The 14,603-nt window shown below is 71.7% G+C and carries 12 protein-coding genes; 2 read left to right on the plus strand and 10 right to left on the minus strand.

Annotated features, from left to right (window positions below; all coding sequences use genetic code 11):
• Positions 1-12 precede the first annotated feature (12 nt).
• On the plus strand, positions 13-1,296 hold the full coding sequence (hisS, locus tag QP090_RS34395; RefSeq protein ID WP_285943900.1) for a histidine--tRNA ligase: 1,284 nt from the start codon (positions 13-15) through the stop codon (positions 1,294-1,296).
• On the plus strand, positions 1,293-3,053 hold the full coding sequence (aspS, locus tag QP090_RS34400; RefSeq protein WP_285943901.1) for an aspartate--tRNA ligase: 1,761 nt from the start codon (positions 1,293-1,295) through the stop codon (positions 3,051-3,053). Before hisS ends, aspS begins: the two co-directional genes overlap by 4 nt.
• Positions 3,054-3,120: 67 nt before the next feature.
• On the opposite strand, the gene QP090_RS34405 is transcribed toward aspS, so the two are convergent.
• The 10 genes from QP090_RS34405 to QP090_RS34450 all read right to left on the minus strand — a co-directional run bounded on the left by QP090_RS34405 (position 3,121) and on the right by QP090_RS34450 (position 14,602).
• Positions 3,121-5,295 carry a RelA/SpoT family protein gene (locus tag QP090_RS34405; RefSeq protein WP_285944064.1) on the minus strand — a complete coding sequence of 725 codons (2,175 nt, stop codon included), beginning with the start codon at positions 5,293-5,295 and terminating at the stop codon, positions 3,121-3,123.
• A 552-nt stretch (positions 5,296-5,847) separates the two neighbouring features.
• Positions 5,848-6,372, minus strand: coding sequence for an adenine phosphoribosyltransferase (locus QP090_RS34410; RefSeq protein ID WP_285943903.1), 525 nt, complete (start codon positions 6,370-6,372; stop codon positions 5,848-5,850).
• A gap of 108 nt (positions 6,373-6,480) precedes the next feature.
• Complete coding sequence (secF, locus tag QP090_RS34415; RefSeq protein ID WP_285943905.1) at positions 6,481-7,677, minus strand: protein translocase subunit SecF; 1,197 nt, start codon at positions 7,675-7,677, stop codon at positions 6,481-6,483.
• Between the two features lie 2 nt (positions 7,678-7,679).
• Positions 7,680-9,485, minus strand: a complete 1,806-nt coding sequence (gene secD, locus QP090_RS34420; protein WP_349666532.1) for a protein translocase subunit SecD — start codon at positions 9,483-9,485, stop codon at positions 7,680-7,682.
• Positions 9,486-9,527: 42 nt separating this feature from the next.
• On the minus strand, positions 9,528-10,082 hold the full coding sequence (gene yajC, locus QP090_RS34425) for a preprotein translocase subunit YajC (protein WP_285943906.1): 555 nt from the start codon (positions 10,080-10,082) through the stop codon (positions 9,528-9,530).
• Between the two features lie 178 nt (positions 10,083-10,260).
• Positions 10,261-11,328 (minus strand): Holliday junction branch migration DNA helicase RuvB, encoded by a 1,068-nt coding sequence (gene ruvB / locus QP090_RS34430; RefSeq protein WP_285943908.1) that lies wholly within the window; start codon positions 11,326-11,328, stop codon positions 10,261-10,263.
• On the minus strand, positions 11,325-11,927 hold the full coding sequence (gene ruvA, locus QP090_RS34435) for a Holliday junction branch migration protein RuvA (RefSeq protein WP_285943909.1): 603 nt from the start codon (positions 11,925-11,927) through the stop codon (positions 11,325-11,327). The genes ruvB and ruvA overlap by 4 nt, the downstream gene beginning before the upstream one ends.
• The gene (gene ruvC, locus QP090_RS34440) at positions 11,924-12,481 is read right to left on the minus strand and encodes a crossover junction endodeoxyribonuclease RuvC (RefSeq protein WP_285943910.1); all 558 of its coding nucleotides are present in this window, start codon (positions 12,479-12,481) and stop codon (positions 11,924-11,926) included. The genes ruvA and ruvC overlap by 4 nt, the downstream gene beginning before the upstream one ends.
• A gap of 113 nt (positions 12,482-12,594) precedes the next feature.
• Positions 12,595-13,755 carry a GNAT family N-acetyltransferase gene (locus QP090_RS34445; protein WP_285943912.1) on the minus strand — a complete coding sequence of 387 codons (1,161 nt, stop codon included), beginning with the start codon at positions 13,753-13,755 and terminating at the stop codon, positions 12,595-12,597.
• Between the two features lie 91 nt (positions 13,756-13,846).
• Complete coding sequence (locus QP090_RS34450; protein WP_285943913.1) at positions 13,847-14,602, minus strand: YebC/PmpR family DNA-binding transcriptional regulator; 756 nt, start codon at positions 14,600-14,602, stop codon at positions 13,847-13,849.
• Position 14,603: the final 1 nt, after the last annotated feature.

Below are 14,603 nucleotides of genomic sequence, written 5' to 3' on the forward strand. Positions count from 1 at the left end.
GCCTAAAAGATCATGAGTTCGAGCTTCCAGGCCCCCAAGGGGGTCAGTGAATACGTTCCTCCGCGCGCCGACCTGTTCTACGCCATCCGCGAGGCGTTCGCCGAGCAGGCCAGGCTGGCCGGCTACGGCTACCTCGAACTGGCGGTGTTCGAGGACACCAACCTGTTCAAGCGCGGCGTGGGCGAGTCCACCGACGTGGTCAGCAAGGAGATGTACACCTTTGAGGACCGCGGCGGCCGGTCGCTGACGCTGCGTCCCGAGTTCACCGCGACGGTGCTGCGGTCGGTGCTGGAGAACAACCTGCACAAGGAGGGCGCGCTGCCGGTCAAGGTGTGGACCACCGGCCCCGCGTTCCGCGCCGAGCGGCCGCAGAAGGGCCGCTACCGGCAGTTCTACCAGCTCGACCTGGAGGCGATCGGCAGCGAGGACCCGCAGGTCGACGCCGAGACGATCGCGATCGCGTCCAACTGGTACCGCTCGCTCGGCCTGACCGGGGTGCGGCTGCTGCTCAACTCCCTCGGCTGCAAGGAGTGCCGTCCCGCCTACCGGGCCCTGCTCCAGGAGTTCCTGCGCGGGCTCGACCTCGACGAGGCCACCCGCGAGCGCATCGAGATCAACCCGCTGCGGGTCCTGGACGACAAGCGGCCCCAGGTGCGCGAGCGGCTCGCCGGGGCCCCGCTGATGGCCGACCACCTGTGCGCCGCCTGCAAGGCGCACCACGACCGGGTCCGCGAGCTGCTCGGCGACCTCGGCATCGGGTGGGAGGACACCCCCACCCTGGTCCGCGGGCTCGACTACTACACCCGCACCACCTACGAGTTCGACCACCCCCTGCTCGGCGCCCAGTCGGGCATCGGCGGCGGCGGTCGGTACGACGGCCTGTCGGAGGACATCGGCGGCCCCGCGCTGCCCGGCATCGGCTTCGGGCTCGGCCTCGACCGGACGATCCTGGCGCTGGAGGCCGAGTCCGGCACCCCGCAGGGCGCGGCGTTCGCCGTCAAGCCGCGCTGCCAGGTGTTCGGCGTCGCGCTCGGCCAGGACGCCGAGCGGCGGCTGTTCGGCCTGGTCGCCGAGCTGCGCGGCGCCGGTGTGGCCGCCGACATGGCCTACGGGGGCAAGAAGCTCAAGGGCGCCATGAAGGACGCCGACCGGTCCGGGGCCGCGTACGCGGTGATCCTCGGCGAGCGAGATATCGCCGCCGGCACCGCCCAGGTCAAGGACCTGGCCGGCGGCGACCAGGCGGCCGTGCCGCTCACCGAGCTCACTTCGACGCTGACGGAAAGGCTTTCACGATGATCCGCTCGCACGAGGCGGGAACCCTCCGCCCGGAGCACGCCGGGCAGCAGGTGACGCTGGCCGGCTGGGTCGGCCGGCGCCGCGACCACGGCGGGGTCACCTTCATCGACCTGCGCGACGCCTCCGGCACCGCGCAGGTCGTCTTCCGCGAGGACGAGGCCGCCCACGACCTGCGCGCGGAGTACTGCGTCAAGGTCGTCGGCGAGGTCCGGATCCGTCCCGCGGGCAACGAGAACCCCGAGCTGCCGACCGGCGCCATCGAGGTCGCCGCGACCGACATCGAGGTGCTCTCCGAGGCCGCCCCGCTGCCGTTCCCGATCGAGGGCGACGTCAACGTCAACGAGGAGGTCCGGCTCAAGTACCGCTACCTCGACATCCGCCGCGAGTCGGTCGCCCGCACCGTGCGGATCCGCTCCGAGGCCGCGTTCCTCGTGCACGACGTGCTGCGCGAGCGCGGCTTCGTCAGCGTCGAGACGCCCACGCTGACCCGCTCCACCCCTGAGGGCGCCCGCGACTTCCTGGTCCCGGTCCGGCTCAAGCCCGGCCACTGGTACGCGCTGCCCCAGTCGCCGCAGCTGTTCAAGCAGCTCCTCATGGTCGGCGGCCTGGAGCGCTACTACCAGATCGCCCGCTGCTACCGGGACGAGGACTTCCGCGCCGACCGGCAGCCCGAGTTCACCCAGATCGACATCGAGATGTCGTTCGCCGACCAGGACGACGTCCTCCAGGTCGGCGAGGACCTGGTCGCGCGGCTCTGGAAGGAGATCGCCGGCCACGAGATCCCCCGGCCGATCCCGCACATCACCTACGCCGAGGCGATGGCCCGGTACGGCTCCGACAAGCCCGACCTGCGGTTCGGCAACGAGCTGACCGACCTCACCGAGTACTTCGCCGGCACCTCCTTCCGCGTCTTCCAGGCCCCCTACGTCGGCGCGGTCGTGATGCCCGGCGGCGCCGCGCAGACCCGCAAGGAGCTGGACGCCTGGCAGGACTGGGCCAAGGCCCGCGGCGCCCGCGGCCTCGCCTACGTGCTGCTCCAGCCGGACGGCTCCCTCGGCGGCCCGGTCGCCAAGAACCTGTCCGACACCGAGAAGGCCGGCCTGGCCGCCGCGACCGGCGCCGCGCCCGGCGACGCGATCTTCTTCGGCGCGGGCAAGCGGCACGCCACCCAGGAGCTGCTCGGCGCGGCCCGACTGGAGATCGGCCGCCGCCGCGGCCTGATCGACGAGTCCGCGTGGGCGTTCACCTGGGTGGTGGACGCCCCGGTCTTCGAGCCGGTCGAGGACGACAAGGGCGAGCAGATCGGCTGGACCTCGGTGCACCACCCGTTCACCGCGCCCAAGCCCGAGTACGCCGCCACCTTCCAGGACGACCCGGGCTCGGCCCTCGCCGACGCCTACGACCTGGTCTGCAACGGCAACGAGATCGGCGGCGGCTCGATCCGCATCCACCGCGCCGAGATGCAGCAGCGGGTGTTCGAGGTGCTCGGCATGTCCAAGCAGGAGGCCGAGTCGAAGTTCGGCTTCCTGCTGGAGGCGTTCAAGTTCGGCCCGCCCCCGCACGGCGGCATCGCGTTCGGCTGGGACCGCACCGTCATGCTCCTGGCCGGGCAGGACTCGATCCGCGATGTGATCGCCTTCCCGAAGGCGGCGTCCGGCTACGACCCGCTGACCGCCGCGCCCACCCCCATCACCCCGCAGCAGCGCAAGGAGGCGGGCATCGACGTGATCCCCGAGGACGCCCCCGCCGAAGCCTGACCCGCAGGACCGCAGAGGCCCGCCGCACCCGCGGCGGGCCTCTCGCCGTTCCGGCCCGGGCGGCGCGTCAGCGGGTGGCGCCGCTGGTGACGCGGTAGACGTCGTAGACGCCGTCGATGGACCGGACGGCCTTGAGGACGTGGCCGAGGTGCTTGGGGTCGCCCATCTCGAAGGTGAAGCGGCTGACGGCGACGCGGTCGCGGGTGGTGGTGACCGAGGCCGACAGGATGTTGACGTGCTGGTCCGACAGCAGCCGGGTGACGTCCGACAGCAGCCGGGGCCGGTCGAGCGCCTCGACCTGGATCGCGACCAGGAAGACCGAGTCCTCGCCGGGCGACCACTTGACGTCGATCAGCCGGTCGGGCTCGGTCTTCAGGCTGGCGACGTTCGCGCAGTCGTTGCGGTGCACCGAGACCCCGTGGCCGCGGGTGACGAAGCCGACGATGTCGTCGCCCGGGACCGGGGTGCAGCAGCGCGACAGCCGGACCCAGACGTCGGAGTCGCCCGCCACGACCACGCCGGGGTCGCCCGCGGGGGTCTTGCGCTTGCGCCGGGTGGGCAGCGCGATCTCGGCCAGGTCCTCCTCGGCGCTCTCGACACCGCCGAGCGCGTCGACGAGCCGCTGCACGACGTGCTGCGCCGAGACGTGGCTCTCGCCGACGGCGGCGTACAGGGACGAGACGTCGGGGTAGCGCATGTCGCGGGCGAGGGCGAGCAGCGCCTCGCCCGACATCATCCGCTGGAGCGGCATGTTCTGCTTGCGCATCGCGCGGGCGATGGAGTCCTTGCCGGTCTCGATCGCGGTGTCGCGGCGCTCTTTGGAGAACCAGTGCTTGATCTTGTTGCGGGCGCGGGCGCTCTTGACGAAGTTGAGCCAGTCCTGGCTCGGCCCGGCGTCCTGCGACTTGGAGGTGAAGACCTCGACGGCGTCGCCGTTGTCGAGCGCGGATTCCAGCGGCACCAGCCGGCCGTTGACGCGGGCGCCGATGCACCGGTGGCCGACCTCGGTGTGGATCGCGTACGCGAAGTCGACCGGGGTGGCGCCCTGCGGCAGCGCGATCACGTCGCCCTTGGGGGTGAAGACGAAGACCTCCGAGACCGACAGGTCGAAGCGCAGCGACTCCAGGAACTCGGCGGGGTCGGCGGTCTCCTTCTGCCAGTCGAGCAGCTGGCGCAGCCACTGCATGTCGCCCGCCTTGCGGCCGGCGACCGTCTCCTCCTTGTACTTCCAGTGCGCGGCGACGCCGTACTCGGCGCGGCGGTGCATCCCCCACGTGCGGATCTGGAGCTCGACCGGCTTGCCCTCGGGCCCGATCACCGTGGTGTGCAGCGACTGGTACATGTTGAACTTCGGCATCGCGATGTAGTCCTTGAACCGGCCGGGGACCGGGTTCCATCGCGCGTGGATCGAGCCGAGGGCCGCGTAGCAGTCGCGGACGCTGTCGACCAGGACCCGGATGCCGACCAGGTCGTAGATGTCGTCGAAGCTGACGTCCTGGGCGATCATCTTCTGGTAGATCGAGTAGTAGTGCTTGGGCCGTCCGGTCACCGTCGCCTTGATCCGGGCGTCCCGCAGGTCGCCCGAGACGTTCTCGATGACCTCCTGGAGGAAGATGTCGCGCCGCGGCGCGCGCTCGGAGACCAGCCGGGCGATCTCGTCGAAGCGCTTGGGGTAGAGGGTGGCGAAGGCCAGGTCCTCCAGCTCCCACTTGAGGGTGTTCATCCCGAGGCGATGGGCCAGCGGCGCGAACACCTCCAGCGTCTCGCGGGCCTTCTTCTCCTGCTTGTGCCGCGGCATGTAGCGCAGCGTGCGCATGTTGTGCAGCCGGTCGCCGAGTTTGATCACCAGGACCCGGATGTCGCGGGACATGGCCACGACCATCTTGCGGACCGTCTCGGCCTCGGCGGCCTCGCCGTACTTGACCTTGTCGAGCTTGGTCACCCCGTCGACCAGGGCGGCGATCTCGTCGCCGAAGTCGGCGCGCAGCTCGTCGAGGGTGTACGGGGTGTCCTCGACGGTGTCGTGCAGCAGCGCCGCGCACAGCGTCTCGGTGTTCATGCCCAGCTCGGCGAGGATCGTGGAGACCGCGAGCGGATGGGTGATGTAGGGGTCGCCGCTCTTGCGCTTCTGCTCGCGGTGGTAGTGCGCCGCGACGTCGTAGGCGCGCTCGATGAGCCGCAGATCCGCCTTCGGATGGGTGTTGCGGACCGTCTTGATGAGTGGTTCAAGTACCGGGTTCATAGTGGGGCCCCGCTGGGCGCCCAGCCTGGCGAGCCTGCGTCGCACCCGGGCGGCGGACGGCGGAATCGTGGCCGGCGTCGGTCTGGAGGTGATGGACGGCGTGGCCGCGGAGGCGGGCTCCGTGGCCGGTTCCGGAAAGGGGTCCGCGGACCCCCCGGTGGAGGCGGAGCGGGCGGCGCGGCTCCCGGGCTCGCGCTCTCCCTGGTCAGATGCTCCGGTCTGGGCGCGGTCCCGGGCGGGCCCGTCGCCGCGCGAGGGAGGCGCCGCGGGCGCCGGGGCCGTCTCGGCGGCTCCCGACGTGCCGGGTCCGGTCGCGACCGGACCCGGGCGGGCCGCCGTCGCGCCCGCCTCGCCGGGCCCGGTCGCGGCGGTCTCCCGTCCGGCGCCGGGCTCGGGGCCCGCCACGGCGTCGCTCAGCGCGCCGGTCGATACCACCTCACCTGGCACCCAGCCTCCTTAGACCCAGTGGGCGCACTGCCTGCCCGCCCCGCGGGAAGCGCCCGTCCCCACCGGACCGTGATGTCGCCCAGTGTATCCGGCGCCCTTTTCGTGCTAGACCGTAACCAGGGAATGGACGTCCAGATCCCCTAGTTTGTCGCGGCCGTGCAGGAATGACAGCTCCATCAGCACCGACAGCCCGGCGACCTCTCCACCGGCCCGGCGGACCAGCTCGGCCGCCGCCCTGGCCGTCCCCCCGGTGGCCAGCACGTCGTCGACGATCAACACCCGTTCACCGGGGCCGAACGCGTCGGTGTGCATCTGGATCGTCTCGGTCCCGTATTCGAGATCATAGGTCTGCTCGTGCGTCCGCGCCGGCAGCTTTCCCTTTTTGCGCACCGGGACGAAGCCCGCGCCGAAATGGTAGGCGACCGGGGCGGCGAGGATGAATCCGCGCGCCTCGATCCCGACGATCTTGTCGATGGTGCCGCGGCCGTGGTGGTTGACGATCGCGTCGACCACCCCCGCGAAGGCCACGTGGTCGGCCAGCAGCGGCGTGATGTCCTTGAAGACCACGCCCGGCTTGGGGTAGTCGTCGATGTCGCGGATCCGGCCCCGGATCAGCTTGTCGAGGTCCATGGGGCACGCTCCCTGCTCATGCGCCGGCCGTGCCGGTGCCCGCCACCGGAGGGATGGCGGGCACCGGCACGGCCGGAAACGCTGGTTTCGGTTCTCGGAAAACGGGTGCTACTTGCCGCCGCCCCGGCGCTGCTGCCGGGAGCCGCGCCGCGGCTGGTGCCGCGGTCCCTGCTGGACGACCTTGCGGACGGTGACCGAGGCCCGCACGTCGTCGGCGGACGGATCGTCCCCGGAGGCGCCGTCCTCGGGGGCGTCGTCGTCGCCATCGCCGTCGTCGCCGTCGCCGTCGGCCTCGTCCGCGGGTTCGGCGGCGCCCGCCGCCCTGGCGGTCTTGGCCTTGCGCTTGGCGCTCTGCTCGCGGCGGGCGATGTTCTCGCGCAGCTGCCGGTACTTCGGCTCGCGCTCCTTGAGCTGGACCAGCAGCGGGGTGGCCACGCAGATCGAGGAGTAGGTGCCGACGATCATGCCGACGAACAGCGCGAGCGACAGGTCCTTCAGCGTGCCGGCGCCGAACAGCGAGGTCCCGATGAACAGGATCGCCGCCACCGGCAGGATCGCCACCAGCGAGGTGTTGAGCGAGCGGACCAGGGTGTTGTTGATCGCCTCGTTCGCCGCCTGGCTGTAGGTGACCTTGGAGGTCGGCCCGAGCGGCTTGGTGACCTCCTTGATCATGTCGAACACCACGACGGCGTCGTACAGCGAGTAGCCGAGGATGGTCAGGAATCCCAGCAGGGTGGCCGGGGTGACCTCGAAGCCGGACCAGGCGTAGATGCCGGCGGTGATGACCAGGTCGTGCACCAGCGCCACCACTGCGGCCAGCGCCATCCGCCATTCGAAGGCCACCGACAGGTAGGCGATGATCAAGATCATGAAGACGGCCAGCGCCTGCCAGGCCTTCTTCTGGATCTCACCACCCCACGAGGCTCCGACCACCTGGGTGCTGACCTTGTCGGGCTGGACGCTCAGGTCCTTGGCGACGTTGTCCTTGACCTTGGTGACCTGCGCCGAGTCGAGGCTCTCGGTGGTGACCCGCCAGTCCTCGCCGGCCTTCTGCACGATGGCCTGGTGCGCGCCGCCGCCGGTGACGGCGCCGCGGACCTGCTCGATGGACGACGTCGGGGCCTTGAAGGTGAAGACCGAGCCGCCCTTGAACTCCACGCCGAAGTTGAGCCCCTGCACGAGCAGGCCGGTGATGGACAGCAGGAGCAGCAGCCCCGAGATCGTGTACCACAGCTTCGGCTTGCCGACGATGTTGGCACTGACCTCGCCCCGGTAGATCCGGGCGACGGATCCGCGAAATCCCATGGTCAGGCCTCCTGACGCGTCGACGGACGGGTGGCCGCGTCGGGCTCGGGCCTACGGTGCAGCTTGCGCGGATCCAGCCCCGACATCGGGTGCCCCTTGCCGAAGAAGTCGGTCCTGGACAGCAGCGCGACCATCGGCTTGGTGAAGAAGAACACCACGACCACGTCGATCAGCGTGGTGAGCCCCATCGCGAACGCGAAGCCCGCGACGCCGCCGACGGCGAGGAAGAACAGCACCAGCGCGGCCAGGAAGGTCACCGCGTCGGCGACCAGGATGGTGCGGCGGGCGCGCTTCCACGCGTTCTCGATCGAGGGCCGCAGCCGGCGGCCCGCCCGCAGCTCGTCGCGCAGCCGCTCGAAGTAGACGATGAACGAGTCGGCGGTGATGCCGATGGAGACGATCAGGCCGATGATGTGCGGCAGCGACAGCCGGAAGCCCATGTTCTCGCCGAGGATCACCACCATCAGATAGGTGATGCCGGCGGCGACCAGCAGGCTGGAGACCGCCACCAGGCCGAGGCCCCGGTAGTAGGCCAGGCAGTAGAGCAACACCAGGATCAGACCGATGCCGCCGGCGATCAGCCCGCCCCTGAGCTGGTCGGAGCCGAGCGTGGAGGACACCTCGTCGATCGAGCTCTGGGTGAACTCCAGCGGCAGCGCGCCGTACTTCAGCACGTTGGCGAGGTCGGTGGCGTACTGCTGGGTGAAGCTGTCGGGCGGCCCGTCGATGCTGGCGGTGCCGCCGGTGATCGCACCGCGGTTGATGCTGGGCGCGGAGACGACCTGCCCGTCGAGCACGATCGCGACCTGCGCCTGCGGAGAGCTCGGGTTCTGCTGGTAGGCCTGGTAGGCCTGGGTGGTGACCTCGCCGAACTGCTTGCCGCCCTTGCCGTCGAACTTCAGCGCAACCGACCAGCTGGCCTGTCCCTGCTGCGCGTCCGGCGGCATCGCGTTGGCGCTGGAGACGTCCTCGCCCAGGACCCGGACCGGCCCGAGGATGTACTTGGCGACCTGACCGTTCTCGGCCTTCTGGTCACAGGAGGCGACCCACTTGCGATTGGGGTCGTTGGCCCCCGGCACCCGCTTGTCGGCCTGGGTGCAGTCGAGCTCCTCGAACTGCTTGATCACGGCCTTGTCGACGCCCGACAGGTCGGCGCCCTGCTGCGCCTCGGGCGGGAGCGTCGGCTGCGCGGTCGGCGCCGGCGAGGCCGGGGCCGAGGGCGGGGCGGACGATCCGGACGTGGGCGTCGGCGCGGTGAGCGCCTGGGAGAGCGCGCGGCCCCGCGGCGACGCTGTGGGCGTCCCCGGCACGGCCGACGACGACGGCTTGGCCGAGGGCGAGGTGCTCGGCTCGGGGCTCTTCTTGCCCTTGCCCTTGCCGGTCGGGCTCGCCGAGGGCGAGGCCGTCGGAGCCGTGGTGGGCTTGCCGTCGGCGACCGCGAAGACCTGACGGAACTGGAGCTTGGCCGTGGTCCCGATCAGCTGGACGACGCGGCTCTGCCCCTCGCCGGGCACGTTCACCACGATGTTGTTGCTGCCCTGCTTGGCGACCTCCGCATCGGCCACGCCCAGGCCGTTGACCCGCTGCGTCATGATCTTGACGGCCTGGTCCATCTGGCTGGACGGCGGCGACTTGCCGCTCGTGGTCTTGGCGGTCAGCGTGACGGTCGTCCCGCCGGCGAGGTCCAGGCCCAGCTTGGGCACCGGGCGGCCCTGGAGGAGCATCACGCCGATCAGGGCGGCGATGACCGCGAAGAGCGCGAGGAGTGTGCGCCCTGGCCTGGAAACGTTGCTACGAGGCGGAGCCACTGGTCGTCTTACTTCCCGTCTTGAGTCGTTGCCGGCCGGGCGTCAGGCCGAGGGCTTCTCCACTGCCTCGGCCTTGGCCTTCCCGTTGGACGGGACGTCGCCGGCCTCGCCGGACTCGTCCGCGCCGCCATCGGCAACGTCCTTCGCCGCGTCCTTCGAGCCCTTGGCCCCGGCGTCGGTCCCGGACTTGGACAGCCCGACCTCGTCGCCCTTCTTGGCCAGGTCGACCGAGTCGCCGGAGGCGGTGTCCTCGTCGCCGTCCTCGATCTCGTCGTCCTCGTCGAGCTCGGCGTCCTCGACCTCGTCCTTCAGGACCTGCATGACGGCCTGCTTGACGAAGCGGGCCTCGACGCCGGGGGCGATCTCGAGGGTCAGGCCGTCGTCGTCGACGGACACGACCGTGGCGTGCATGCCGCTGGTGGTCAGCACCCGCGCGCCCGGCTCCATGCGGTTCTGCATCTGGAGCTGCTCTTTCCGGCGCTTGCTCTGCGGCCGGATCAGCAGGAAGTAGAAGACCAGGGGCACGGCGAGCAGAAGCAGCAGGGAGGTGGCCCCGCTGCCGCCCGATTCGGCCGCGATAATCATGTTGCTGCCCATCACAGGGGCATCCTTCCGATGTGTTTTGCCCAGCCTGTGGCCAGATCGGCCTCGTCCGAGGTCCGCCGGCTGGAGACGGTGTGAACCAAGTCCCGGAGTCTAGAGAGTACGCCAGACCCCGGCAACGACGTGACGAGCGACGACGCCGGGAAGTTCCCAACCCGTTACCAGATGATCACTATTCACCCTGACCGGGGTCGTCGCCGACCTCGAAGAGGGTACCCGCCATCGGCGCGCCCGGCGGCGGGGTCAGGCCGAGGTGGGCCCACGCGGCCGGGGTCGCGATGCGGCCCCGCGGGGTGCGCGCCAGCAGGCCCTGCCGTACCAGGAACGGCTCGGCGACCACCTCGACGGTCTCGGGCTCCTCCCCCACCGACACCGCCAGCGTGGACAGCCCCACCGGCCCCCCGCCGAACTTGCGCATCAGGGACTCCAGGACGGCCCGGTCGAGCCGGTCGAGGCCGCGCTCGTCGACCTCGTACAGGTGCAGCGCGGCCTTCGCCAGGTCTTCGGAGACGGTGCCGTCGGAGCGGACCTCGGCGTAGTCGCGGACGCGGCGCAGCAGCCGGTTGGCGATGCGCGGGGTGCCGCGGGACCGTCCGGCCACCTCGGCCGACGCCGCGTCGGAGATCTCCACCTCCAGCAGCCGCGCGGACCGCCGGACGATCACCTCCAGCTCGGCCGGGTCGTAGAAGTCCATGTGCGCGACGAACCCGAACCGGTCGCGCAGCGGGCCGGGCAGCATCCCGGCCCGGGTGGTGGCGCCCACCAGGGTGAAGGGGGCGATGTCGAGCGGGATCGCGGTCGCCCCGGGGCCCTTGCCCACCACGACGTCGACCCGGAAGTCCTCCATCGCCATGTAGAGCATCTCCTCGGCGGGCCGGGCCAGCCGGTGGATCTCGTCGAGGAACAGCACCTCGCCCTCGGAGAGGGTGGACAGCACCGCGGCCAGGTCGCCGGCCCGCTCGATCGCGGGCCCGGAGGAGATCCGCAGCGGCTGCCCCAGCTCCGCCGCGATGATCATGGCGAGGGTGGTCTTGCCGAGCCCCGGGCCGCCCGACAGCAGCACGTGGTCGGGCGTCCGGCCGCGCCGCATCGCGCTGTGCAGCACCAGCGAGAGCTGCTCGCGGACGCGCTCCTGGCCGATGAAGTCGTCGAGCTTCTTGGGCCGCAGCGCGGCCTCGATCACCTGTTCCTCGGACCCGTCGGCGCTCGCCGACATGAGCCGCTCGTCGGGCTCGCTCACTTGCTGAGCTTCTTCAGCGCGGCCTTGAGCAGCGCGGCGACCGGCGGCGCCGCGCCGGCGCCGAGGTCGGCGGCGACCGCGTCGACGGCGGCGTCGGCGTCACGAACGGTCCAGCCGAGGTTGATCAGGCCGGCCTGGACCTGGTCGCGCCACGCGGCGGCGCGCACGGGGGCGCGCGCGCCCTCGGCGCCGCCGGCCGGGTCGCCAAGTCGGTCCTTCAACTCCAGGACGATGCGCTGGGCGCCCTTCTTCCCGATGCCGGGGACCTTGGTGAGCGCGGTCAGGTCCTCGGCGGCGACCGCGCGGCGCAGCCCGTCGGGGCTGTGCACGGCGAGCATCGCCAGGGCGAGGCGGGGGCCGACGCCGCTGGCGGTCTGGAGCAGCTCGAAGACCTGGCGCTCGTCGTCGTCCGCGAAGCCGAACAGGGTGAGGGAGTCCTCGCGGACGACCATCGAGGTCGGCACCCTGGCCTCCTCGCCGACCCGCAGGCCGGCAAGGGTGGCGGGGGTGCACTGCACCGCGAAGCCGACGCCGTGCACGTCGATCACGGCCCCGTCCGGTCCGGCGGCGGCCACCTGGCCGCTGACGAAGGCGATCACTGCCCGTATCCTCCTGTGCTCTTGGTGCGGGCGGCCAGGCGCGCCTGGTCGAGTCGGGACTGGGCACCGCCGCGCCAGACGTGGCAGATCGCCAGCGCCAGCGCGTCGGCGGCGTCGGCCGGCCTCGGCGGGGCGTCCAGCCTCAGCAGCCGGGTCACCATCATGGTCACCTGGGCCTTGTCGGCGCGGCCGTTGCCGGTCACCGCGGCCTTGGCCTCACTCGGGGTGTGCAGCGCGACCGGCAGGCCGCGTCGGGCCGCGGCCAGCATCGCGACGCCGGCGGCCTGCGCGGTGCCCATCACGGTGCGCACGTTGTTCTGTGCGAACACCCGTTCGACCGCGACGGCGTCCGGGCACAGCTCGTCCATCAGCGCCTCGATGCCCGTCTCGACGGCGAGCAGCCGCCGGGCGACCTCGTCGTCCGGGGCGGAGCGCACGACCTCGACGCGCACCAGCCGGAGCGGTTTGCCCGGGGCGCCGTCGACGACGCCGACCCCGCACCGGGTGAGCCCAGGGTCCACGCCCATCACCCGCACGGCCACTCCTTCGATCATCTGTTCGGCAGGCGACACGCTACCGGTCCCGGCCGACAACGTCGCGCCGACGGGCGCACCGCCCGGAAGTCGCGCGGCCGTTCCGGAGCGGGGCCGGGCGGGGCCGGCGCCGGTCAGAAGTAGTCGAGGGCGAACGGGGAGGCCGCGAAGACGCCGGACAGCACGTCCGCCTCGGCCGCGCCGCCCTCGATCAGGCCCGAGCGCAGCAGGGTGCCCCCGGGGACGCCGGCGTAGAGCGCGGCCAGGCCGCGGGCGCCGAGCCGCAGGGCGCCGGGGTCTTCGGCGGACCGTTCCAGCCGCCCCTCACCGTCCCGGACGGTCAGCCGCCAGGAACCGGCGTTGGCGGGAAGGTGCTCGTCCTCGACGCGGAGCGGGACGTCGGCGGTGATCCCCGGCGGGTAGCCGCGGGCCTCGATCGCGGCGGGCGCATCCACCACCCGGAGCATCCACTGCTTGCGGCGGACGTCCTCGACTGAGCGCTCGCGCAGGAGCCACAGCACGGGGTCCTGCGGCCCGATGCAGGCGCGGACGGTGCGGGCGGCCGAGGAGCCCGACCCGACGATCGCCCACAGGGCCCGGAGCGTCCGCTCGGAGCCCGCGACGAGGCGGTCGACCTTCAGCACGTTGTTGCCATCGGCCCAGTGGTAGGACAGGAATCCGTCCTCGGCGAGGTGGACGTAGTTCGACTCCTCCTCCAGGACCATGCGCCAATGCGCCGTTCCGAGGCCGACCGGGCCGGAGTCGAGGGCGGTCCGGTGCACGCGGTCGATGACGGCGGCCACCTCGGCGCCATCGTCGGCCGTGGGCCGCCGTACGGGGACCCGCGCGTCGGCCCGGACGGCGCGCAGCGCCTCGGCCGGCAGCTCGGTCCAGTGCTGCGCGCCCGCCTGCTCCCATCCGAACGAGCGGTAGAGGGGCGTGGTCAGGGGGAACAGCATCGAGAGCGCGTGTCCGAACTCGGCGCAGCGCCGCAGCGTGGCGGTCATCATCGCGCGGCCGACGCCGCGGCCCCGCTCCTCGGGGGCGACGGTCACGCCGCTGACTCCCGCCATCGACACCGACCGCCCGCGCCACCACTGCGTCATGTCGTACACCGACGCCGTGGCCACCACCCGGCCGCCGTCGAATCCGGCGAGGTACCGCCCGGCCTCCACGCCGGGCCCGGCGACGCGCAGCCGGTTCGCCCATGCCTCGTCCGATATGGCCCCGAAGGCCCTGGAGCGGATGTCACGGGTGCCGGCCATCTCCTCGGCACCGAGTGCGCGAATCTCCATGATCCAGACCGTACGCCATGGTGGGACGGGGTCCGGGAACCAGGGCGCCGCCGGCCCCGGAGGGCACGGCGGCGTCCGGGGACGGCGGGCGTCAGGCGTCGATCGCCGCGAGCACCTCGTCCGGCACGTCGAAGTTGGCGTAGACCTCCTGGACGTCGTCGGAGTCCTCGAGCGCGTCCAGGAGCCGGAACACCTTCCTGGCGCTGTCCTCGTCGAGCTGGACGGTGACGCTCGGCAGGAACTTGCTCTCGGCCGACTCGTAGTCGATGCCCTGCTCCTGGAGGGCGGTGCGGACCGCGACCAGGTCGCCCGCCTCGCTGACGACCTCGAAGTTGTCCTCGTCGTGCTCGTTGACCTCTTCGGCACCGGCGTCCAGCACCGCCATCATCACGTCGTCCTCGCTGGTGCCCTGCTTGGGCACGATGACGACGCCCTTGCGGTTGAACAGGTAGGACACCGATCCGGGGTCGGCGAGCGAGCCGCCGTTGCGGGTCAGCGCGACGCGCACCTCGGAGGCGGCCCGGTTGCGGTTGTCGGTGAGGCACTCGACCAGCACGGCGACGCCACCGGGGGCGTAGCCCTCGTAGGTGATGTTCTGCCAGTCGGCGCCGCCGGCCTCCTCACCGGCGCCGCGCTTGCGCGCACGCTCGATGTTGTCGTTGGGGACCGAGTTCTTCTTCGCCTTGTAGATGGCGTCGTACAGCGTCGGATTGGCGTCGGGGTCGCCGCCGCCGGTGCGCGCCGCGACCTCGACGTTCTTGATCAGCTTGGCGAAGAGCTTGCCCCGCTTGGCATCGAGGGCAGCCTTCTTGTGCTTGGTCGTCGCCCATTTGGAATGGCCGGACATC

It is taken from the genome of Actinomadura xylanilytica, from assembly GCF_030283145.1.
GTDB classification, from domain to species: domain Bacteria; phylum Actinomycetota; class Actinomycetes; order Streptosporangiales; family Streptosporangiaceae; genus Spirillospora; species Spirillospora xylanilytica.